General features: G+C 64.0%; 21 protein-coding genes. 13 read left to right on the forward strand and 8 right to left on the reverse strand.

Annotation, left to right across the window (positions count from 1 at the left end; translation table 11 throughout):
• Positions 1–236 precede the first annotated feature (236 nt).
• Positions 237–1970, forward strand: coding sequence for a hypothetical protein (locus HEP69_RS22815; protein ID WP_290560821.1), 1734 nt, complete (start codon positions 237–239; stop codon positions 1968–1970).
• Positions 1971–2275: 305 nt separating this feature from the next.
• On the opposite strand, the gene hppD is transcribed toward HEP69_RS22815, so the two are convergent.
• Positions 2276–3370: a 4-hydroxyphenylpyruvate dioxygenase gene (gene hppD, locus HEP69_RS22820; RefSeq protein ID WP_290560822.1), complete on the reverse strand. Its 1095-nt coding sequence runs from the start codon at positions 3368–3370 to the stop codon at positions 2276–2278.
• A gap of 143 nt (positions 3371–3513) precedes the next feature.
• On the opposite strand from hppD, the gene HEP69_RS22825 reads away from it, so the two are divergent.
• Positions 3514–3969, forward strand: coding sequence for an Lrp/AsnC family transcriptional regulator (locus HEP69_RS22825; RefSeq protein WP_290560823.1), 456 nt, complete (start codon positions 3514–3516; stop codon positions 3967–3969).
• A gap of 15 nt (positions 3970–3984) precedes the next feature.
• On the forward strand, positions 3985–5874 hold the full coding sequence (locus tag HEP69_RS22830; protein WP_290560824.1) for a monovalent cation:proton antiporter-2 (CPA2) family protein: 1890 nt from the start codon (positions 3985–3987) through the stop codon (positions 5872–5874).
• Between the two features lie 8 nt (positions 5875–5882).
• Here HEP69_RS22830 and cobT read toward each other — a convergent pair whose 3' ends face one another.
• Entirely contained in the window at positions 5883–6890 is a 1008-nt protein-coding gene (gene cobT, locus HEP69_RS22835) for a nicotinate-nucleotide--dimethylbenzimidazole phosphoribosyltransferase (protein ID WP_290560825.1), read from the reverse strand.
• Positions 6891–6968: 78 nt separating this feature from the next.
• Here cobT and HEP69_RS22840 point away from each other — a divergent pair, with 78 nt between their 5' ends.
• The gene (locus HEP69_RS22840) at positions 6969–7730 is read left to right on the forward strand and encodes an adenosylcobinamide-GDP ribazoletransferase (RefSeq protein ID WP_290560826.1); all 762 of its coding nucleotides are present in this window, start codon (positions 6969–6971) and stop codon (positions 7728–7730) included.
• A 69-nt stretch (positions 7731–7799) separates the two neighbouring features.
• Here HEP69_RS22840 and HEP69_RS22845 read toward each other — a convergent pair whose 3' ends face one another.
• From HEP69_RS22845 to HEP69_RS22865, 5 genes are all read right to left on the reverse strand, one after another.
• On the reverse strand, positions 7800–8309 hold the full coding sequence (locus HEP69_RS22845; RefSeq protein WP_290560827.1) for a CarD family transcriptional regulator: 510 nt from the start codon (positions 8307–8309) through the stop codon (positions 7800–7802).
• A gap of 297 nt (positions 8310–8606) precedes the next feature.
• Positions 8607–8945, reverse strand: coding sequence for a ferredoxin FdxA (fdxA, locus tag HEP69_RS22850; RefSeq protein ID WP_290560828.1), 339 nt, complete (start codon positions 8943–8945; stop codon positions 8607–8609).
• A 55-nt stretch (positions 8946–9000) separates the two neighbouring features.
• Positions 9001–9375 carry an RNA-binding S4 domain-containing protein gene (locus HEP69_RS22855; protein WP_290560829.1) on the reverse strand — a complete coding sequence of 125 codons (375 nt, stop codon included), beginning with the start codon at positions 9373–9375 and terminating at the stop codon, positions 9001–9003.
• 5 nt (positions 9376–9380) lie between these two features.
• Positions 9381–12248: a DEAD/DEAH box helicase gene (locus tag HEP69_RS22860; protein ID WP_290560830.1), complete on the reverse strand. Its 2868-nt coding sequence runs from the start codon at positions 12246–12248 to the stop codon at positions 9381–9383.
• Between the two features lie 36 nt (positions 12249–12284).
• Positions 12285–12788, reverse strand: coding sequence for a tetratricopeptide repeat protein (locus tag HEP69_RS22865; RefSeq protein WP_290560831.1), 504 nt, complete (start codon positions 12786–12788; stop codon positions 12285–12287).
• Between the two features lie 127 nt (positions 12789–12915).
• Here HEP69_RS22865 and HEP69_RS22870 point away from each other — a divergent pair, with 127 nt between their 5' ends.
• The 8 genes from HEP69_RS22870 to HEP69_RS22905 all read left to right on the forward strand — a co-directional run bounded on the left by HEP69_RS22870 (position 12916) and on the right by HEP69_RS22905 (position 20712).
• A complete protein-coding gene (locus HEP69_RS22870) occupies positions 12916–13206 on the forward strand; it encodes an SCP2 sterol-binding domain-containing protein (RefSeq protein WP_290560832.1) in 291 nt (96 codons plus the stop codon).
• On the forward strand, positions 13206–14174 hold the full coding sequence (locus HEP69_RS22875; protein WP_290560833.1) for an alpha/beta hydrolase: 969 nt from the start codon (positions 13206–13208) through the stop codon (positions 14172–14174). The genes HEP69_RS22870 and HEP69_RS22875 overlap by 1 nt, the downstream gene beginning before the upstream one ends.
• 36 nt (positions 14175–14210) lie before the next feature.
• Positions 14211–15221, forward strand: coding sequence for a ligase-associated DNA damage response exonuclease (locus HEP69_RS22880; RefSeq protein ID WP_290560834.1), 1011 nt, complete (start codon positions 14211–14213; stop codon positions 15219–15221).
• Complete coding sequence (locus HEP69_RS22885; protein WP_290560835.1) at positions 15218–16807, forward strand: ATP-dependent DNA ligase; 1590 nt, start codon at positions 15218–15220, stop codon at positions 16805–16807. The genes HEP69_RS22880 and HEP69_RS22885 overlap by 4 nt, the downstream gene beginning before the upstream one ends.
• Before the next feature lie 158 nt (positions 16808–16965).
• Entirely contained in the window at positions 16966–18783 is a 1818-nt protein-coding gene (locus HEP69_RS22890; protein WP_290560836.1) for a M3 family oligoendopeptidase, read from the forward strand.
• Positions 18784–18792: 9 nt separating this feature from the next.
• Positions 18793–19143, forward strand: a complete 351-nt coding sequence (locus HEP69_RS22895) for a YigZ family protein (RefSeq protein ID WP_290560837.1) — start codon at positions 18793–18795, stop codon at positions 19141–19143.
• Complete coding sequence (locus tag HEP69_RS22900) at positions 19140–19652, forward strand: GNAT family protein (protein ID WP_290560838.1); 513 nt, start codon at positions 19140–19142, stop codon at positions 19650–19652. Before HEP69_RS22895 ends, HEP69_RS22900 begins: the two co-directional genes overlap by 4 nt.
• Before the next feature lie 7 nt (positions 19653–19659).
• Positions 19660–20712 (forward strand): glycosyltransferase family 61 protein, encoded by a 1053-nt coding sequence (locus HEP69_RS22905; RefSeq protein ID WP_290560839.1) that lies wholly within the window; start codon positions 19660–19662, stop codon positions 20710–20712.
• Between the two features lie 4 nt (positions 20713–20716).
• On the opposite strand, the gene HEP69_RS22910 is transcribed toward HEP69_RS22905, so the two are convergent.
• Complete coding sequence (locus HEP69_RS22910) at positions 20717–20986, reverse strand: DksA/TraR family C4-type zinc finger protein (RefSeq protein WP_290560840.1); 270 nt, start codon at positions 20984–20986, stop codon at positions 20717–20719.
• A gap of 91 nt (positions 20987–21077) precedes the next feature.
• On the opposite strand from HEP69_RS22910, the gene HEP69_RS22915 reads away from it, so the two are divergent.
• Positions 21078–22253: a dipeptidase gene (locus HEP69_RS22915; protein WP_290560841.1), complete on the forward strand. Its 1176-nt coding sequence runs from the start codon at positions 21078–21080 to the stop codon at positions 22251–22253.
• The last annotated feature ends 103 nt before the right edge of the window (positions 22254–22356 follow it).

A 22356-nucleotide genomic window follows, 5' to 3' on the forward strand; every position in this document is an offset into this window, starting at 1 on the left:
CGCCTTTTTTGCCCCCCCCCCCTTCTGCGGGCCGCGCGCGGGGGGGGGGGGGGGGGGGCCCCCCCGGGGGGGGGGCGGTTTTTTTTTTGCCCCTGTGGGGGGGAGGGGCAGCCCCCCCACCCCCCCCCGGCCAGGGCCCGGGGCCCCCACCCCCGGGGGCCCCCCCTGCGGGACAGCCGGGCTGGCCGGAGCCCCCCCCCCCGCGGCCCCCCCCCGCCGAGAGCGCGGCCCCGCCATTGCCCGGGTTTTCCAGCAGGCGCACGCGCCAAGCGCAGGCAGCCCCCGCACTGGGCGGCGCCACCCGGTCCTCACCATCGCCGCAGATCATCGCGCCGCAGATCGCGGGCGGGGATGACGATGTCTCGCGCCAAGATGCGGCGCCATCCACCCCGACCCGTGACGAAGACACCCCCGACCCCGCACTCCTGGCCGCGTCGCTTGCGCCGGATCGGGCCGATCCGGCGGAGGAAACACCCGCGCTTGCGGTCCAGGACGTGACCGACCCCGATCCCGGGCCCTCGGTTACCAAGACCTGGGCGGCCCGGTTTCTGAGCCGCCGGGCCCCTGCCCCCCCCCAAACCACGCCGACAACCGGCGCCGCGACCCCGATCGCCGCTCCGCTGCGACCCATCGTGACCGCGACGCCCCGCGCTCCCGTCACCGCCATGGTCGATTTCGAACCTGCCGACGAACGCAGCCGAATGACGATTTTTGGCATGCGCGAAGACACACAGATCGGCGGCGCGCCGCGCCATCTGGGGCTGATCCTGACGGCGGTTCTCTTGCTGTTTCTGGCCGGTGTGGCCGCCTGGGCCTCGGTCTTTCGCGAAGACGGCCTGGCCGGGCTTTTCGAGCGCGCGGAGCCGGTGCGGGCCGCACAGGTCCCGCAAGACAGCCCGCCCGCGCCGCAAACGCCCGATGAGCCGTCCGAGCAGATGGCAGCGCTGGATCCGGGCGACACCGGGCTGACCGACACCGATGCCGCCGTTCTGGACGCGCTGCGCGCACCGCAACAACCGGTCCTGCCCACCGTGCTGGACCCCGAAACCGCCCAGGCCCGCTATGTGGTCTCTGGCATCTGGCAACGTGCCCCCGACCCGCCGGGAGAGCCGGGGCTGGTCACGCTCGACGATCTATATCTGACCTCCATCGACGCTCCGGTCGCTGTCCAGGACGCGGTGGCGCTGCCTCGTCCTGTGAGTTTTGAAACCGATCTGGCACTTGGGCAAATCATCTCGCCCGCCGCCCCAGGCTCCGCGTTTGCCTTTGACGAAAACGGCCGGGTTCTGCCCTCGCCCGACGGCGCGCTCAGCCCTGATGGGTTCACCGTTTTTCTGGGACGCCCACCAGTTCTGCCCCCGGCTACTCCCGCACGGGTCGCCATCACGCCCGAACCAGAGGTGCTGACCTCGGCCGTGATCGCGCTGCGCCCGCGATTGCGCCCCGGCGATCTGGTGGAACAGACCGAGCGGACGCAGCTGGGCGGTCTGACCCGCGATGAGCTGTCGGATGTCAGACCCCGCCTGCGACCGGAGATCGAACGGACCGAAGAGGAAAGCGACGAAACCCCCACCGCGCAGGCGGTGCTTGCCTCCCTCGCGCCCCGGCTGCGCCCATCGAACATGGCACGGATTGTGGATCAGGCCAGCCGCGCACCTGCCGAAGCCCCCGCACCAACCCAGGTTGCCTCCGCAGCGGCGGCGACAGTGACACCGCAGATCCCCTCTTCGGCCTCGGTCGCGCGCGCAGCCACGGTGAACAACGCGATCAATCTGCGCCGCGTCAACCTGATCGGGGTCTACGGCACACCGTCAAACCGCCGCGCCCTGGTCCGCCTGCCCAACGGGCGCTACAAGAAGGTCCAGGTCGGCGACCGGCTCGATGGCGGCAGGATCTCGGCCATCGGTGAAAGCGAGCTGCGCTACCAGAAGGGCAACCGCAACCTGGTGCTCACAATCCCCTCTGGCTGAGCCCAAAGCGTTTCTCGGACGATTTTAGGCATGCTCGATCATTCAAATCGTCCCGCCTTTGACTTGGATACACCCGGATCGCCTTTCGCGTCTAAGGTGACGTCAAAGGACGGCGAACACGCGTCTCATATTTGAGACGGGGCGCTGTAGCGCGTTGAAATCTTTCATTTCAGGCCATGTCCACTGCGTCAGGTCTTTCCGAAAGCACTTCAATCGCAGGACCCGGCATAGACGGTCACGGCCCGCGCGCTGAATTTTTTGCAAAAAATTCTGCGCATTTTCTGTGTCAGAAAATGGACCGTGCCCTATTCCGCCACCAGTTCCCCACTGGCGATCTGCTCGGCCTCGATCGACTCGAAAAGCGCTTTGAAATTGCCCTCGCCAAAGCCGTCATCACCCTTGCGCTGGATGAACTCGAAGAAGATCGGCCCGATGACTGTCTTGGAGAAGATCTGAAGCAGGATCCGGGTCTCTCCCCCGTCGACGACGCCTTCGCCATCAATCAGGATGCCGTGTTTCTGCATCCGGTCCAACGGCTCCTCATGATCGGCCACCCGCTGCTTGGAAAGCGTATAATACGTCTCAGGGGGGCCGGGCATGAACGTGATGCCGTTCTCCGAAATCGCATCCACGCTGTCATAGATATCCTCGGTTCCGACCGCGATGTGCTGGATGCCCTCGCCATTGTACTTTTTCAGATAGGACACGATCTGGCCGGTCTCGCCCCGATCCTCGTTGATCGGAATGCGAATGCGGCCACAGGGAGAGGTCAGCGCGCGCGACAAAAGGCCAGTGAACTTGCCTTCGATGTCGAAAAACCGGATCTCGCGGAAATTAAACAGATCGCCATAAAACCGGAACCAAACATCCATGTTACCCTTGAACACGTTATGGGTCAGGTGATCGAGATAATAGAACCCCTCCCCCTTGGGCTTGGATTGGGTGATCCAGTCGAACTCCTCGTTATAGGGCGAGGTGTCCCAGTATTGATCGGTGAAATAGATCAGCGACCCGCCGATGCCCTTGATCGCGGGCCAGTCGACGGTCTTGTCGTCGGCCAGGTAAGGCTCGGCCCCTTTGGAGACCGCGTGATCGAACGCATGTTGCGCATCGCGTACCCGCCAGGCCATCGACGGTGCGCAGGGCCCATGTTCTTCGACAAAGCGATTGCCATAGCTGCCCGGCTCGGCATTGATCACGTAAGTGATGTCGCCTTGCTGCCACAGCTCGATCCGTTTGGATTTGTGATTGGCCACATGGGCATAGCCCATTTTGGCAAAAAGCGTGCGCAGCGCGTCCGGATCGGGATGGGCAAACTCCACAAATTCGAATCCATCCGTCCCGGCGGGGTTGTCGGCGGTGATCTCGGCACGGGGGGCGTTGTGCGGGAAAGGTCCCATCGGCGCGTCTCCTCTCATTTTTCTGTTCGCTGGTGCAAATATACGCAAGATTTCGCGCGTATTCCGCGCATTGTTCGATATGCCTTGACCAAAAATCGCGCAATTTGTGCATTGAGAGGGAGATTCATACGGAGTTCGCGCAGATGCTTGACGATATGGACACACGCCTCCTTGATGCGCTTCAGAAAGACGCCCATCTGACCGCCCAGCAACTGGGCGAGATCCTCAACCTGTCGCCCAGCCAGGCCGGCAGGCGCCGCCAGCGGCTGGAGGCGGAGGGCTATATCGAAGGCTATGCCGCGCGGCTGGATCCCGCGCGCATCGGGCTCACGGTGCAGGGGTTTGTCCAGGTCCAGCTGGGCACCCATGGCCCCGATCAATCGCTCAGCTTTGCGCGCCTGATCGCGCTGCGCCCCGAAATAACCAGCGCCTGGACGCTGACCGGAGAGGCAGATTATCTGCTGCGCGTCTATTGCAGCGATCTGCCTGCGCTTAACGCCTTGATCCACGAGGTGCTTTTGCCGCACCCTGCTGTCGCACGTGTGCAAAGCCAGATTGTCATGGATCAGTTAAAACGGGACGCACCGCTTCCGACCTGATCCACCAGGAGTATTATGGAAACCTTCTTGTTCCAGGCCTCGATTTACCTGGCCGCTGCCGTCATTGCCGTGCCCATTGCGGCGCGGCTGGGGCTGGGGTCGGTCCTGGGGTATCTCGCCGCCGGGATCATCATCGGCCCCGCCTTGGGGCTTGTTGGCTCGGAAACGCAGGACCTTCAGCATGTCGCCGAATTCGGCGTGGTGATGATGCTGTTCCTGATCGGGCTGGAGCTGGAACCGCGCGCGCTTTGGGATATGCGGCACCGGCTGATCGGCCTGGGCGGGGCGCAGGTGGTGATCACCACGCTGGTCCTGATGGCCGCTGCCATGGCCATGGGCCGCCCCTGGACCGAGGCGCTGGCGATCGGCATGGCGTTGTCGCTGTCGTCCACCGCTATTGTGTTGCAGACGCTGTCGGAAAAGGGGCTGATGCAGACCGGCGGCGGACGCTCGGCCTTTTCGGTGCTTCTGACCCAGGATATCGCGGTGATCCCGATCCTGGCGGCGCTGCCTCTTCTGGCGGTGACGCTGCCCGCGCACCTTTCGGCCAATGGCGCGATCGAGCGGGCGGGGGACGCCGCGCATCACGGCGACGGTCATCACGGCCCGGCCCTGTCGCTGGTCGATGGGCTGCCCGGCTGGGGCGTGACGTTGGTCACCATCGGGGCCATTGCCGCCGTCATTCTGGCCGGTGTCTATCTCACCCGGCCCGTCTTTCGCTATATCCACGCCGCCCGTCTGCGCGAGATGTATACCGCGCTGGCGCTTTTGATCGTGGTGGGGATCTCGTTTCTGATGATGCTCGTTGGCCTCTCGCCCGCGCTGGGGGCGTTTCTGGCCGGTGTGGTTCTGGCCAATAGCGAGTTCCGGCACGAGCTGGAAAGCGATCTGGAGCCGTTCAAGGGCCTGCTGTTGGGGCTGTTCTTTATCACTGTCGGCGCCGGGATCGACTATCGCTCATTTCTGGCCGAACCGCTCGATCTGCTGGGGCTTGCGCTGCTGGTGATCTTCGCCAAGGGGGCAGTGCTTTATGGGCTGGGCAAGGCGTTCCGGCTCAAGGGGCGCGATCAATGGCTGTTCACGCTGGGGCTGGCGCAGGCGGGAGAGTTCGGGTTCGTGCTGATCTCCTTCTCGCTCCAGCAGAATGTGCTGCCGCCGGATCTTGGCGCCAAGATGCTGCTGGTCATTGCGCTGTCGATGCTGATCACGCCGCTTTTGTTCATTCTTTACGATCTTTTGTCGCGCCGGATGATCGATGCCGCCCCCGAACATGAGGCCGACGAGATCGACGAGGAAGGCCCCGTCATCATCGCGGGTATCGGGCGGTTCGGTCAGATCGTGAACCGCCTGGTGCAATCGAGCGGGTTCAAGACGGTCGTCCTGGACCATGATATGGAGACGATCCAGCTGATGCGCCGCTTTGGGTTCAAGGGGTTTCTGGGCGACCCCACCCGGCCCGAACTGCTCAAGGCCGCGGGGCTGGGCAAGGCGCGCGTGCTGGTCGTCGCCCTCGACGATCCCGAGGCGGCGCTGAAACTGGTGGAGTTCGCCCGCCGCGAGCGGCCCGATATCCACATCGTGGCCCGCGCACGCGACCGGACCCATGTCTATCGCCTTTACCGGGCGGGGGCCGATGACATCGTACGCGAGATCTTTGATTCGAGCCTGCGCGCGGGCCGCTATGTGCTGGAGAACATCGGCCTGACAGACTATGAGGCGGCCGAGGCCGAACAGACCTTTTACGCCCATGACCGCATGTCGGTGCGCGAACTGGCACAGGTCTGGCGCCCGGATCTGGCGCCGGGCGACAATCCCGAATACATCGCCCGCGCGCGCGAGCTGGAGAAAGAGCTGGAAACGGCCCTGCTGAGCCGCGCCAGCGAGATCAAGAAGAAACCCGCCTGAGCCGCCGTTCAGCCCGCGGCGACCCCGGCTTCGGCAAAGGTGGTCATGCCCGAATGACAGGCAATGGCCCCTTTGAGCACCTGGATCGCCAACGCGGCCCCCGACCCCTCGCCCAGGCGCATGCCGAGGGTGAGGAGCGGCTCTTTGCCCAAGGCCTCCAACAGGCGGCCATGCGCACCTTCGGCACTCAGGTGCCCGGCTACGGCGTGATCCAACGCGCTGCGCTCTACCTTGAAAAGGCAGGCCGCCGCCGCCGAACAGATGAACCCGTCGAGGATGACCGGGATCCGCTCGACCCGCGCGCGGGCGATGGCGCCGGCCATCCCGGCCAGTTCGCGGCCCCCCAAGCGCGCCAGGGTCTCCAGCCCGTCACCGCCTGCGTGGCGCGCCACACCTTCGGCAACGACCCGGATCTTGTTGGCGAGCCCCGCATCGTCCACGCCGGTGCCACGCCCGACCCACTCTGCCGCCGTGCCACCAAAGAGCGCGCAGGCAATCGCCGCCGCCGAGGTGGTGTTGCCAATCCCCATCTCACCCACAACCAACAGATCGCTCTTGGGATCGACCGCGTCCCATCCCGCCAGCAATGCGGCCACGCATTCCGCCTCGCTCATCGCCGGGGCGTGGGTGAAGTCCTGTGTGGGCCGATCCAGGTCCAGCGCATGCACATCCAGACGCGCGCCTGCGGCCTGGGCCAACTGATTGATCGCCGCGCCGCCGCCCCGGAAATTGAGAACCATCTGCGCGGTCACATCCGCCGGAAAGGCCGAGACGCCTTGCACGGTCACACCGTGATTGCCCGCGAAAACAATCGCTTGCGGTGAATCCAGCCGGGGTGTGGCGGTGCCGCGCCAGCCGGCATACCAGATCGCCAGATCCTCAAGCCGTCCCAGCGCGCCCGGCGGTTTGGTCAATTGCGCGTTCCGCTTTTCTGCCCCGGCCTGCGCGTCGGCATCCGGGCCCGGCGCTGCGGCAAGACGGGCACGCAGCCCGTGAAAATCGGTGAAAGCTGTCATGGAGGCCTCATTGCATCTTGGTGTGACCCTGTGTTTAACCCATGCAGGTTCGCCCACAAGCCCGGATTGCCTCTGCCCATGCGCGAAAACGACACCGCTCTGATCCGCTTGCTGGATCTGCCCGTGGCGCTGGTTCTCTTGACCCGGCTGCCCCTGCCCGCGCTGCCGGATGCGGGTTTTGCCCGTGAGGCCCGCGCCGTCTGGGCCTTTGGGCTGGCCGGTGCGGTTGTCGGGGGGATCGGCGCCGCCGTTGCGTCAATTGCGCTGGGTCTGGGGCTTGCGCCGGTGCTGGCCGCTGGCCTCTGTCTCGGGGCCCAGATGATCGCCACAGGCGCGATGCATGAAGATGGTCTGGCCGATACGGTTGACGGTTTCTGGGGCGGCTGGACGGCCGAGCGGCGGCTGGAGATCATGAAAGACAGCCATATCGGCACTTATGGCGTATTGGCGCTGGTGCTGTCGGTCGGGTTGCGCTGGCTGGCCCTGTCCGTCGTGCTGAACGGGTCTGTCTTGGCGGTAATCGCGGTGGCCATGCTGTCCCGGGCAGTTTTGCCGACGCTGATGGCCGCGCTGCCGCGCGCGCGGCCGGGGGGCCTGTCGGACCGGGTCGGCCGCCCCCCCATGGCGGCAGCAGGGCTTGCGGCGGCCCTTGGCGTCTTTGGCGTTGTCGCCTGTCTGGGGGCGCAGGCCGCCCCTGTGCTTCTGGTCACGCTTTTGGCGGCTGGGGGGATGGCGGCCCTTGCGCGGGCCAAGATCGGTGGACAAACCGGAGATGTGCTGGGCGCGACGCAACAGATGATTGAAATCGCCTGCCTTCTGGTTCTCAGCAGCACGCTTTGATACGTGATGCGAAACATGCAAAAGGCCGCGCAACCCATTGCACGGCCTATTAAAAGCATGGTCGAGAGATCAGGCTGCGCGAGACGTCAGCACTTCATCCACCTGGCGGGCCGCAGCAACCTCGTCATTGCCGCTGACTGCGGCAACCTCGCGGGTGAGCCGCTCAAGGGCTGCTTCATAAAGCTGACGCTCTGAATAGCTCTGCTCGCGCTGATCGTCCGAGCGGTGCAGGTCGCGCACCACCTCCGCGATCGAGATCAGATCGCCCGAATTGATCTTTTGCTCATATTCCTGCGCACGGCGCGACCACATCGCGCGCTTGACCTTGGCCTTGCCCTTGAGCGTGGTCATCGCCTTGGTGATCACATCCGGCGAGCTGAGCGAGCGCATGCCCACCGAGGTGGCCTTATTCGTCGGCACCCGCAGGGTCATCTTGTCCTTCTCAAAGGAAATCACGAACAGTTCCAGCGTGATACCGGCCACTTCCTGTTCTTCGATCGATACGATCTGACCGACACCATGGGCCGGATACACCACGTATTCATTCGCGCGGAAATCGAGTTTCTTTGACTTGCTCATGCGTTTTTCCCATCATTTCGGACATACCGGCGACAAAAAGACAACCGACGGGCCAATGTGTTTGCCCCGACCAGTTGTCATACTCTGTTGCTGTTCACGTCTCCCGACGCAACGACGATGCCTGGAGATATCCGTTCGTTTGATCCATTGTTTGATCATATAGCATAAATCGGCGCAGATCGAAAGGCGTCCTGGTGGAAACAGTCCGGAAGCCTTTAAAAACAAGGGGAATAAAAAGGGAGCAACCGCTGCCCTATTCCCCGTTTTCGCCGCCCCTGATCAGGTTTGGCGAATCGATCAGCCCCCTTCGCCCGGCGCTTCGGAGAAGTATTTGTCCATCTTGCCCTGCTCGCCATCGCGCGCGTCGGCCTCGGGCAGCGGATCCTTCTTGGTGATGATCACCGGCCAGTTGTCCGAGAATTTGCGGTTGAACTCCACCCATTTCTCCATATCCGGCTCCGTATCCGGCCGGATTGCGTCGGCGGGGCATTCCGGTTCGCACACGCCGCAATCGATGCATTCATCGGGATGAATGACGAGCATGTTCTCACCTTCGTAAAAGCAATCCACGGGGCACACTTCGACGCAGTCGGTGTATTTACAGGCGATGCAATTGTCGGTGACGACATAAGTCATATGCGGGAGTCAACTTTCCTGGACAGTTGCTGATCAATTAGAACAGCAAGGCGCGTCATTCAAGCGTCTGACGGCGAGAAAGATCCAGCGACCTTCTGTCGCGTTTGGTGGGGCGACCTTTTCCCTCGTAGCTTGGGTTTTGAGCGCGGTTGTCCTCATCCGGGCTGAGATCGATGTACAGGGTCTGCGCTTCGGGGGCAGGCCCGCGGCGGGTTCCCAGCGCTTCGATGCGCACCACCCGCACGCGGCGCGCCTGAACAAAGGTCAGCACATCGCCCGGCGTGACGGCGCGCGCGGGCTTTTCAGTCTTGTCGCCATTGACACGGACGTGGCCCGCCGAAATCTCGCGCGCCGCCAGCGACCGCGTCTTGAAGAACCGCGCCTGCCACAGCCATTTGTCGAGGCGGAGTTTTTCGCAGGACGGTGTCACAGGCGCTAGGTCTTGTCCTTCAGCCCCATCAGAGCCGCCGCAAACGGGTTGTCGGGATCAATCGGCTTGTCTCTTTTGGGTGGCCGGGCCGAGAATTTCTGCGGACCCTTGGCATCGCCACCGCCCCGCTTGGGATCGGGTTTTTTGCCCTTGGGCTTGGCACCGAGCTTGCGGCCTGCGCGGTCCCCTTGTGGACGCCCGCCCTGACGGTCGCGCCGGTTGCCCCCCCAGGTGAATGTATAAAACACCTCCATCTCCGGTGCGGTTGGCGCCTCTCCGGGGTCTGGGACCGCCGGATCGGTCTCGGACGAGACGGCGGTTTCGGCGGGCGCCGTCTCGTCCGAGGACGTGGATTGGGATGTCTCTGCTGTCGCATCGGACGGGGCGGCTTGCGCGGTATCGGCAGCGGCGGCCTCGGGCGGCTCGGCTGGCGCGGCGGGATCGGTGTCGGCGGGCGCATCCGCCGACGTGGCATCGGGCGCGACGGGGGTCTGCTTGACCTTCACGCGCTCGCCCTTTTCCGCGCGGTATCCCAGACCCTGCATCAGATCGGCGAACTGCTCCAGCGTCATACCGGTGATCGACAGCATATCGGCCTTGGCCTCAAACCCGGCGCGGCTGTTTTCCGATCGCAGCATATCGGCCAGCCGTTCCAGCATGTCGATGCGAATGGCCCGTTCCCCTGCACCACGATAGCCTGCCATCGCCAGATAGCCGTCGGGCGCATGGGGCATGTTCGGAATCGTCACCAGGCCGGGAGGCGGGGCCTCGGGAAACTCCTGCAACCCTTGCGACAAGGACCACAACACCAGGCGCAGCCGCGTCGGCGCGGGTTTCAGCACCAGCGGCATGAAGATTGTGAACTGCCCGAACCGCACGCCATGTTTGCGCAGGCTGCCGCGCGCGTCCTGGTCCAGTTCCTTGACCTCGCCGGCCACCTCCTGGCGCGAGATAATGCCCAGATGTTCGACCATGCGAAATGCAAAGCCGCGCGCAAGCCCCGTCAATGTCTCGTCGCGCTGCAGGGCAATCAGTGGCTCAAAGAGGCTCGCCACCTTGCGATCCAGATAATGCTGCAACCGGCGCTGTACCTTTTGCAGCACCTCCGGCCCGGCCACATCGTCGACAAACACATCGACCTGCGGGCGCATCGGATCAGGGCCCGCCACCAGCTTGCCGACCGCCTGGTCGCCCCACATGAGGCCGCCCTGTTCGGTAAAATCGATCTCGGTATCGGGGGCGTTATAAAAGCGGTCCGCGCGCAAATGGAAATGCGGCGCCAACGCCTGCAACGAGGCCGATTTCAGCGCCTTTTCTTCGGCCCCGCTGGCGCCCTTGTCCAAAATGAACCGGAACCCGTCGAGCCGCCCGACAAATTCCCCTTCGACGGTGACATCACCGGTATCGCTTACTTCGGCCAAAAGGGCCTCCTTCTGCTTGAGCCGCCGCAACAGCACCGAGGTGCGCCGGTCCACAAATCTCTGGGTCAGGCGCTCGTGCAGCGCGTCCGACACCCTGTCTTCTACCGCGCGGGTTTGCTCGCGCCAATGGCTTTCATCGGCGACCCAGCCGTTTCGCTGCGCCACATAGGTCCATGTGCGGATATACGCCAACCGTTTCGACAGCGCGTCGATATCGCCATCGGTGCGGTCGATACGGGTAATCTGGCGCGCAAACCAATCGGTCGGCACGCAACCGCGTTCGTGCAGGTGCCCGAAGATGACCTGGAGGAGGCCGGCGTGTTCGGCATGGCTGATCCCGCGAAAATCCGGGATCCGGCACACGTCCCACAAAAGCCGCACCGAGGCCCCGTCGCTGGCGCGCGCCATCACATCGGCCTCCTGCGCCAGCGATTTCAGCACCATCAGGTCATCGGCCTCGCGCGCGCGGGCCAGATGTTCGCCTTCGGGCGGGGCCTCCAGGCTGCGGATCAGCGCCTCCACATGCCCAAATTGCAGATCGGCATTGCGCCAGTTGAGCTTTTTGAGCGGCGTGAAGCGGTGATCCATGATCGCTCGTGCCACACCCTCCTCCAAAGGGCGCGCCTCGCCGGTCACGCCAAAGGTACCGTCCGACATGCCCCGCCCCGCGCGCCCTGCAATCTGCGCCAGCTCATTGGGGGCCAGCGGGCGCATCCGCCGGCCGTCGAATTTCGTCAGCGCCGAAAACGCCACATGGTCGATATCGAGGTTCAGCCCCATTCCGATGGCATCCGTGGCCACCAGATAATCGACCTCGCCATTCTGATAGAGCGCCACCTGCGCATTGCGCGTGCGCGGGCTGAGCGCACCCATCACCACCGCCGCCCCGCCTTTTTGGCGCCGGATCAGTTCGGCGATCGCATAGACGTTTTCAACCGAAAACCCCACGATGGCCGAACGCGCCGGCATCCGGCTGATCTTTTTCGCGCCGGAATAGACCAGCTGCGACATCCGCTCGCGGGCGTGAAACGTCGCCTCTGGCACGAGCGCGCGAATCGGACCGCGCATCGTGTCCGAGCCCAGAAACAGCGTCTCGTGCAGGCCGCGCGCACGCAGCAGCCGGTCGGTAAAGACATGGCCGCGTTCGGGATCGGCGCAAAGCTGGATCTCGTCGACGGCCAGAAAATCGCACCCCATGCCCTCGGGCATCGCCTCGACCGTGCAGACCCAGTATTGGGTGCGCGGCGGCACGATCCGTTCCTCTCCGGTGACCAGCCCGACGACGGAGGGGCCGCGCACAGCCACGATCCGGTCATAGACCTCGCGCGCCAGCAGCCGCAGCGGCAGACCGATCACCCCGGTGCGGTGGCCCAGCATCCGCTCGATCGCGTAATGGGTCTTGCCTGTATTGGTCGGGCCCAGAACGGCCACGACCCGCGATGCGCCTGCCAACGGCGTGCTCCTGATTATCGGGGCCGAAACGCCGGATTAAAGCGATGTGCCGCTGACGCGCGATTCCAGACGCGCCAGGGCGCTGTCTACGTCCTCGTGATGGGGATGCATAGCCTTGACGCGGGAATAGGCCTCAAACGCACCCGCGTGATCACCAAACGATTCCAGCACCGCCCCCAGACCGAAAATCGCGTCGTAATTATGAGGGTTGAGCGCCAGCGCCCGCTCAAGATCCGCAACAGCCGGGCCATAAAGATCCGCGCCATAATAGGCCTGGGCGCGCAAATGCCAGCCCTCGGCAAAGTCCGGCGCGTGATCGGTCAGGGCTGTCAGATGCTCGATCGCGACACGTGTCTCCCCGGCCTCCATCGCCTCACGGCCCCGGCGCAACAACAGATCCATCGAAGAGGATCCGCTTTTGGACCAGATCGCCTGCAACTCACGATCAATCCGGATCGCTGCATCCGGGTCGGCCTGGGCCAGATCGGCCAACAGCCCCTGCTCTTCCGCCGTCTGGGCGGCCAAAGGTAAGGAAAACATGACTATCAGCAGCCCTGCCGCCACGGTACCTTTGAGATTGGTGTGCCTAATGCTCATAACATTGATGAGTGTAACCCGGTGCGCCATAAAATCCAGACAGGGCGCGCCCGAAAACGAGAGTGTGATAATGAGCGATATCCTCAACCAGGCAGTGACCGAACTGAACAGCAAGCTGGAGACCAACGGTTTTGACAGCACAGCCAAGTTCGAGATTGCCGACGAAGGGTCAATTTTCATGGATAGCGATGGCGCCCGGATCTCGGATGACGAGGCCGACGTCACGCTGAAGGCGGATGTTGAGACGTTCCAGTCGATCCTCGAAGGGGAAACCAACCCGACAAGCGCGTTCATGACCGGCAAGCTGAGCGTGGACGGCGATATGGGCGTGGCGATGAAACTCGCCGCTGTTCTGGCCTGATGGTTCTGGAGGCGGCCCCGTATCTGGCGGATGTGGCCGACGGCCCCGACACCGGGGCCGCCTATTGGACCACTGCGGCGGATGGCGTGCGCGTGCGCGTGGGTGCCTGGCCGATGGAGGGTGCGCAAGGCACGCTGTTGCTGATGCCGGGGCGCACCGAGTTTATCGAGAAATACGCGAACACAGCCGGTGAGCTGGCGCTGCGCAACTATGCGATGATGGCCATCGACTGGCGCGGTCAGGGGCTGGCCGACCGGCTGTTGCCGGACCGCCGCGTGGGCCATGTGCACTCGTTTCCCGACTATCAGCACGATGTTGCCGCGATGATCGCGGTTGCCGAAGCGCTGGAGATGCCGCGCCCCTGGCATGTGCTGGGCCATTCCATGGGTGGCGCGATTGCGCTGCGGGCGGTGATCGATGGGCTGGATGTGCAAAGCGCCACCTTTACCGGGCCGATGTGGGGCATCCTGATCGCGCCCGGCATGCGGCAACTGGCCTGGGGGCTTTACTATGCCAGCGGCTGGACCGGCCAGGACCATCGCCTGCCCCCCACGACCAGTATTGAAAACTACGTCGCCACCTCGGAGTTCGCCGATAACATGCTCACCACCGACCGGCCGATGTGGGATCTGATGAAACGGCAGATCTCGACCTATCCGGATCTTGCGCTGGGTGGTCCCAGTCTGCGCTGGCTGGGGGAGGCCTTGCAGGAGTGCCGCTATCTGATGCGCGCGCCTGCCCCCGCAATCCCTGCAATGACATTTGTGGGCGAGCGCGAATCGATCGTGGACCGGGAGAAAATGCGCGCGCGCATGGCAAACTGGCCAAACGGTACGTTCCAGATCGTCCCGGACGCGCAGCATGAGGTTCTCATGGAAGGGCCCGCCACGCGCACCCTCATTCTCGAACAGATGCTGGATCTTTTCGCGCGGGGTGAGGCGCAGGCGAATATGGCGCGCGCCGGTTGATCTGGCGCAGCCCGCGTGCGGCGCTATTGTTGGAGCATGACGCGCGATCCGGTTTTGATCTTTACCGACAAGGGAATCTACTGCCCGGCGGGCGATTTTTACATCGACCCCTGGCGCCCGGTGAATCGGGCGCTGATCACCCATGGGCATGCCGATCATGCGCGCCCCGGACATGCGCGGTATCTGGCCACAGGTATCGCCGCCCCTGTGATGCGGCACCGGCTGGGCGATATCAGCATTGAAACAGTGCCTTATGGGGCAAAGCTTACTTTAGGTATGGCCACTGTGTCGTTCCACCCGGCCGGTCACGTGCCCGGCTCGGCCCAGATACGGGTCGAGGTTGGTGGCGAGATCTGGGTCGTCTCGGGGGATTACAAACTGGAGGATGACGGTCTGTCGACCCCGTTCGAGCCGGTGCGCTGTCATGCCTTTGTCACTGAAAGCACCTTTGGCCTTCCGGTCTTTCGCTGGCGCCCGCAGGCCCAGGTCGGAGCGGAGATCAACGCCTGGTGGCGCAGCTCTCTGGCCGAGGGGCGGACACCGATGCTGGGCGCCTATGCGCTGGGAAAGGCACAGCGATTGCTGAGCCTTCTGGATACCGGCATCGGCCCGGTGCTGACCCATGGCGCGGTCGAGAACACCAATCGGGTGATGCGGAGCCAGGGGATCACCCTGCCCGACACCGTTCCTGTCACAGCAGATACCCGGATCGCCGATCACCCGGGCGCTCTGGTTCTGGCAACGCCCTCGGCATTCGGGTCCGCCTGGGCGCGGAAATTCGGCAAGCTCTCCACCGGATTTGCCAGCGGCTGGATGCAGCTGCGCGGGGTGCGCAGGCGCCGTGCGGCGGACCGGGGCTTTGTCATCTCCGACCATGCCGACTGGGACGGCCTGAACCGGGCGATCAAGGAATCGCAGGCCGAAAATATTTATGTAACCCATGGTTACACCGATATCTTCACGCGATGGTTGAATACACAGGATCTTGAGGCACATGTGGTGCCGACCGAGTTCGATGGCGAAACGCTTGACGAGGCCGAAGCATGAAGGAGTTCGCCCGCCTGTTCACCCGCATCGACCAAAGCACCAAGACAAACGTCAAAGTAGCCGCCTTGGCGGCGTATTTCGCCTCGGCCCCAGAGGCCGACAGGCTGTGGACGGTGGCGCTCTTTTCCGGCAGGCGGCCAAAGCGTGCGGTGACCACGACCCGGCTCAGGGAATGGGCGGCGGAGGCGGCAGGCTATCCGTTATGGCTGTTTGAGGAGGCCTATCCGATTGTCGGCGATCTGGCGGAGACGATCGCCCTTTTCCTGCCGCCCGCACAAACCGACAGCGATCATGGGTTAACTCATTGGATCAATATGTTGCGGGGTCTTTCTGAGGTTGAAGAACCGCGGCGCAAGCTGGCCGTTCTGGCGGCCTGGGATGAGCTGGATGCCACGTCCCGCTTTCTTTTTAACAAGTTGATCACGGGCGGGTTTCGTATCGGGATCAGCCAAAAGCTGATGACCCGTGCGCTGGCCCAGGCCACCGGCAAGGATGAGGCCGAGTTGGCGCATCGGCTGATGGGCGACTGGTCGCCCGACACCACTACCTATAACGCGCTGATCGAGGCCGAGGTTCCCGGTGCGGATGCCTCGCGCCCCTATCCGTTCTACCTGGCGTACGGGCTGGAGGATGCGCCCGAGACGCTGGGCGCGCCCAACGCGTGGCGCGCCGAGTGGAAATGGGACGGCATCCGGGGGCAATTGATCCTGCGCGGCGGCACCCATTACGTCTGGTCGCGTGGCGAGGAGTTGATGACCGACCGGTTCCCCGAACTGGCCCGGGCGCTGGATTTTCTGCCCGACGGCACCGTGCTGGATGGGGAGATCCTGGCCTGGGATGGTGCGCCGATGCCGTTCAATGCGCTGCAAAAGCGCATCGGGCGCAAGAGCGTGCCCAAAAGCCTGCTGCGCGCGGCCCCGGTGATCCTTTACGCCTATGACCTGCTGGAAGACGCCGGAGCGGATCTGCGGGCGTTGCCCTTTGGCATGCGGCGCGCGCGGCTGCAGGCGTTGCTGGCAGATCTACCGAAGGACGCGCCCGTGCGCCTTTCCCCGCAATTGCCCTTTGAGGATTGGGCGACCCTCGCCCTGGCCCGCAGCACAGCGCGCGAGGTCCGGGCCGAGGGGCTGATGCTGAAGCGAGCCGACAGCCCCTATCTGGCCGGGCGCAAGAAGGGCGATTGGTGGAAATGGAAGCTGGATCCGCTGACCATCGACGCGGTGATGATCTATGCCCAGCAAGGGCAAGGGCGGCGTGCCAACCTTTTCACCGATTTCACCTTCGCGGTCTGGCAGGGAAATGAGCTGATCCCCTTTACCAAGGCCTATTCGGGGCTGACGGATGCGGAGTTTCGCCAGATCACCGCCTGGGTGCGCAAGAACACGCAGCACCGCTTTGGCCCGGTGCGGCAGGTCACGCCCGCGCATGTGTTCGAGATCGCCTTCGAGGGCATTCATGAAAGCCCGCGGCACAAATCCGGTGTCGCGCTGCGGTTTCCGCGGATGAGCCGGTGGCGGCAGGACAAGCCGGTGCAGGAGGCCAATACGCTGGAGGATCTGAAAGAGATGTTGCGCAGCTTTGGCTGAGCGGTTTCGCCTCGCTGCGCGAGGCGACCGATGCGAGGGGGTTTCCCCCTCGCGCTCCCCGAGGATATTTTTGGCCAGAAGAAGCCGGGGCCTGGCGCTTGTGCCTGCACGCGGTGCGCCTTAAGTCTTGGGCGACATGCTCAATGAGGTCTTTTGCGATGTTCCAGCTTCCTTTCCCCGTTCATGATGCCAACGCTTCTTCTACCGGGGACGGTCTGGGCGATCTGCCGGAATGGGATCTGAGCGATCTTTATACCGGCGAGGACGCGCCGGAATTGAAGCGCGATCTGGATTGGCTGGAGGAGGCCTGCGCCTCTTTCGCCGCCGATTACGAGGGCAAGCTCGCCGATCTGGATGCGGCGGGCATGCTGGAATGCATCCTGCGCAACGAAAAGATCAACCAGATCGCGGGGCGGGTCATGTCCTTTGCGGGGTTGCGCTATTACCAGCTGACCACCGACGCCGATCGCGCCAAATTCATGTCCGACGCGCAGGAAAAGATCACCATTTATACCACGCCGCTGGTGTTTTTCACGCTGGAGATCAACCGGATCGAGGATGCGGTGCTGGAGGGGTGGTTTGCCCAAAACGCCGATCTGGCCCGCTACAAGCCCATTTTCGACCGCATCCGCGCGATGAAACCCTATCAGCTGAGCGATGAGCTGGAGAAATTCCTGCATGATCTTGGCGTGGTGGGCGACGCGTGGGAGCGGCTCTTTGATGAGACGATTGCGGGGCTGACCTTCACCGTGGACGGTGAAGAGCTGAACATTGAAGGCACGCTCAACCTGCTGACCGACCCGGACCGCGCCAAACGCGAGGCGGCGTCGCGCGAGCTGGCGCAGGTTTTTGCCGAGAACATCAAGATCTTTGCCCGGGTCCATAACACCCAGACCAAGGAGAAGGAGATCATCGACCGGTGGCGCGGCATGCCCAGTGCCCAGATGGGGCGGCATCTGTCGAACCAAGTGGAGCCCGAGGTGGTCGAGGCGCTGCGGGAAGCGGTCGTGGCCGCCTACCCCAAGCTGAGCCATCGGTATTACGAGCTCAAACGCAAATGGCTGGGACTGGAGCGGATGCAGGTCTGGGACCGCAACGCGCCGCTGCCGATGGAAGACCCGCGCAGTGTCGGTTGGGACGAGGCCGAGCGTGTGGTGATGGAGGCCTATACCGCCTTCGACCCGCGCATGGGCGAACTGGCGCAGCCGTTTTTTCGCAAGGGATGGATCGATGCAGGTGTGAAACCGGGCAAGGCGCCCGGTGCCTTTGCGCATCCCACGGTGACGGATGTGCACCCCTACGTGATGCTGAATTACCTGGGCAAACCGCGCGACGTGATGACACTGGCGCATGAGCTGGGCCATGGCGTGCATCAGGTGCTGGCGGCGGGTCAGGGCGAGATGCTGTCCTCGACCCCCCTGACCCTGGCCGAGACCGCATCTGTCTTTGGAGAGATGCTGACTTTTCGCAAAATGCTGGACGGGGCCGAGACCCAGGAACAGCGCAAGGTGCTGTTGGCCGGCAAGGTCGAGGATATGATCAATACCGTGATCCGCCAGATCGCGTTTTACGATTTCGAGTGCAAGCTGCATGCGGCACGGCGCGGTGGCGAGCTGACCCCCGACGATATCAACGCCATCTGGATGAGCGTTCAGGGCGAAAGCCTGGGTCCGGCCTTTGACTTCATGGAGGGCTACGAGACGTTCTGGGCCTATATCCCGCATTTCGTGCATTCGCCGTTCTATGTCTATGCCTATGCCTTCGGCGACGGGCTGGTGAATGCGCTTTACTCGGTCTATGCCGAGGGCGGCGAGGGATTTGAAGAGAAGTATTTCGAGATGCTCAAGGCGGGCGGATCGAAACATCACAAAGAGCTGCTGGCGCCCTTTGGCCTCGATGCCTCGGACCCGGCCTTCTGGGACAAGGGGCTGAGCATGATCGCGGGCATGATCGACGAGCTTGAGGCGCTGGAATAACCCTCGGGCGTGCTGGTTCTGGACAATATCCTGTCGGATCGCGGCTCCAGATATGCGGTTTCGGGTGGTCCCTGCATGTCAGGGGCCGCAGCACAGAGCTTTGTCGCCACGCTGAAACGGCGCAAGGAATTTGCCAAGGCGACGCATCATAGCTGGGCCTTGCTCACCGAGGACGGGCCGGTAAAGGCCGACGATGGCGAAGCTGGCGCCGGCACTGTCATCCTGCGCATGCTGGAGCGCGCGGACCTGCGCAATCACATCATCGTCGTGACCCGCTGGTATGGCGGCAAACATCTGGGCGGAGACCGGTTTCGCCATGTGCAGACCGCCGTGCGGAGCTATCTGGAGGCGCTGTCATGATCCATCTCAGCGCGCTGTCGCGCGACGATTTCCACCTGGTGGCCAATATCCGCGTGGACGCGGATCAGGTCAAATTCGCAGGTACCGTGGCCGAGGCCTTCGAGGCCGACGAGGCGGGTGTCGATTTCCACGGCATCTTTCGAGACGAGACCGCATGGGGGTTTTTCAAGATCGATCGGGACTATGCCGCACGGTTCGACTTTTGTCCGGCAGGAGAGCTGGGCCTGCGCGCCTTCATCGTGGATCGCGCCCGTCAGGGGCAAGGGATCGGCACGGCAGCGGTGCGCGCCCTGCCCGACTATCTGCCCAGGCTCTACCCACAGGCGCCGTCCATCGCGCTGACCGTCAATCTGATCAATCCCGCCGCGCGCGCCGCCTATCTCAAGGGCGGCTTTGTCGACACCGGCGAGATCTATCCCCATGGCGATGCGGGGCCGCAGAACATCTTGCGGATGCCATTGCAGCGCGCGCCAGAACCCGCCGTGGTCGATCTGGGGACAGAGGGATGACCCGGCCATGATGCCCTGGGCGGCCGCCTCCCGCGTGATCGGCAATTCCGCGCGCTCCGCCCTGGGACGGGGTGCGGCGCTTGAGGACACCGCCCGGTCGCGCACCGTCTTGCAGGAGGAGGAGCGCCAAAGCGTGACCCCGCCCCTGCATGTGCCCGGAGAGCTGGAGCGCGTGACAGAAGGGGTGGCGGGCCATTCCACGTGCGACGAAGAGATCGCCATCGCCCGCCGGACGGAGTTGACCCATGCGCCCGTGATCCGGTGGGAGATCGCCGATTGCCTGATTCTGCCCGGCGGGATCGAAGCGCGCGGTGCGGCGCAACGGATCCGGCGGCCGGGATTGCGCGATCTGACCACGCGCCCTGTCCGCATCGACCGCGCGCTTTATGCCAGGACCGGCGCCACGGGGCGGTATTTCGGCCATTGGCTTCAGGACGGGTGCGCGGCGGCTCTGCTGGCCCAGCCCGGCGAACAGGTGGTGCTGGACCACCGCCCCGACTGGCCCAACAGCACCCAGTATCTTGATGCGTTCGGCCTGTCCCCTGTGCCGCAGAGCCACCTGCGCGTCGACCGGTTGGCCGTTCTTTCGGATGTGGGCCAGGGCTCGCTCAAACGCGACCGCTATGCCCGGATGCGCGCGCAGCTTGAGGCGCGGTTTCCCGGAAAGGACGCCACAGGGCAGCGCATCTTTTTCCGCCGCGGAGAGACTGGTGTGGCGCGCGCCATCGCCAATGAAGACGCGGTTCTCGCGGCCCTCGCGCGGCACGGGTTCGTGGTCGAGGATGTCGCCGGGGCCAGCGTGGGCGATCTGATGCGCCGGTTTCGCGGTGCGGACTGTGTGATCACCGTGGATGGCAGCCATATGGGTCACCTCTATTTCGCCCTGGACCCGGAGGCTTGCCTGCTGTCTCTGATCCCGGCGAACCGGTTCACCATGGTGCATGTGGGTTATGCCCGCGCGATGAACCTGCGCTATGGCTTTGGGGTGATGACGCCCGTGCCGGACGGTTACCATGTGGATATCGACCGGCTGCATGCCTTGATCGAGATGGCGCTCTGAGGCGTTATTTCAGCTGACTGTCCTTGGAGCCGCGCCGGTTGATGCCCGCGCGGGGTGCACGCACCGCGTCGCGCTCCTGCTGACACTCGATGCACAGCTTGACCCCCGGCAGGGCCTGACGACGCGGCTCGGGGATCGGCTCCTCACATTCCGCGCAATGGGTCAGGCTTTCGCCTTGCGGGCGCTTGGCGGCCTTGAGGCGGGCCAGCTCATCATTGATCGAGGCTTCGATCTGTTCGCTCACCGCGCCATCGCGCGCCCAACCTCCGGCCATGATCGGTGTCCTCCGCCCGTCGCGCGCCACGTCATGCTTTGCGCTGTGAGAAACATATCCTAGCCTTTGCAAAATTCCAAAAGGAGAGATCATGCGCGTTTTCGGAAAATGGCTGGGTCGCCTTCTGGCCCTGATCGCCGTCCTGGTTGCGGCCTTCCTGATCTTTGCCCCGGGCTATGTCGAGCGTGAGCGCAACGCGGTGCTGGGCCCTGGACCGCAGCCGGTGCCCGAGGCGGCGCAAGCCTTGCATGATACGCTGATCATCGGTGACTGGCACGCCGACACGACGCTTTGGAACCGAGACCTGACCCGGCGCGCCACGCGCGGGCAAGTCGACCTGCCGCGTCTGATCGACGGCAATGTGGCGGTGCAGGTCTTTACCTCCGTCACCAAAAGCCCCGCAGGCCAGAACTATGAGGAGAATTCCGAAGACGCTCTGGATAACATCACGCTGTTGGCCATCGGACAGCTCTGGCCGCCGCGCACCTGGACCAGCCTGCTGGAACGCGCGCTCTATCAGGCCGAAAAACTGCACGAGGCGGAACGCAAGGCACCCGATATGCTTCGCGTCATCCGGTCGGAAGCCGATCTCGATGCGGTTCTGGCCGCTCGCGCCGCTGGCCAACCCCTCGTTGGCGGGATCCTGGGGATCGAAGGGGCGCATGCGCTCGAAGGGCGGATCGAAAATCTCGACCCGCTAATGCAGGCCGGGCACCGCCTGATCGCGCTGCATCATTTCTTTGACAACGCGCTCGGGGGATCGCTGCATGGGCAATCCGGCGCGGGCCTGACCGATTTCGGCCGCATGGTGGTTCAAGAAGTCGAGCGCCGGAACCTCATCCTCGATGTCTCCCATTCCAGCCCGCAGGTGGTGCGCGATGTGCTCGCCATGCAAACGAGCCCGATCGTGGTCTCGCATACCGGCATCCATTCCCATTGCCCGGTCACGCGCAACCTCACCGATGATCTGATGCAGGGCGTGGCCGCAACCGGTGGCGTGATCGGGATCGGCTATTGGGCCGAGGTGGCCTGCGGCGACATCACGCCCGCTGGCATTGCCCGGATGATCGCGGTGGCGATTGAGGTGGTGGGCGAGGATCACGTGTCACTTGGATCGGATTTCGACGGATCGGTTGCCACCTATTTCGACACGTCGCAACTGGCCGAACTGACCGCCGCGCTGATCGACGCGGGCCTGACCGAGGCGCAGATCCGCAAGGTGATGGGCGAGAACATGATCCGTGTCCTGCGCGCACGGCTGGAGTAGCGCATCCCACCGTTGCCCCCGATTGCCTGTCGCATATCAGGCAAAGCCAAAAGACAGCGCCCCGCGATTGAGGGTTAGCGCGATACGGCCACACGCCCCCAAG

Origin of the sequence: Aestuariivita sp., assembly GCF_021404545.1 — a bacterium.
GTDB lineage: Bacteria > Pseudomonadota > Alphaproteobacteria > Rhodobacterales > Rhodobacteraceae > Aestuariivita.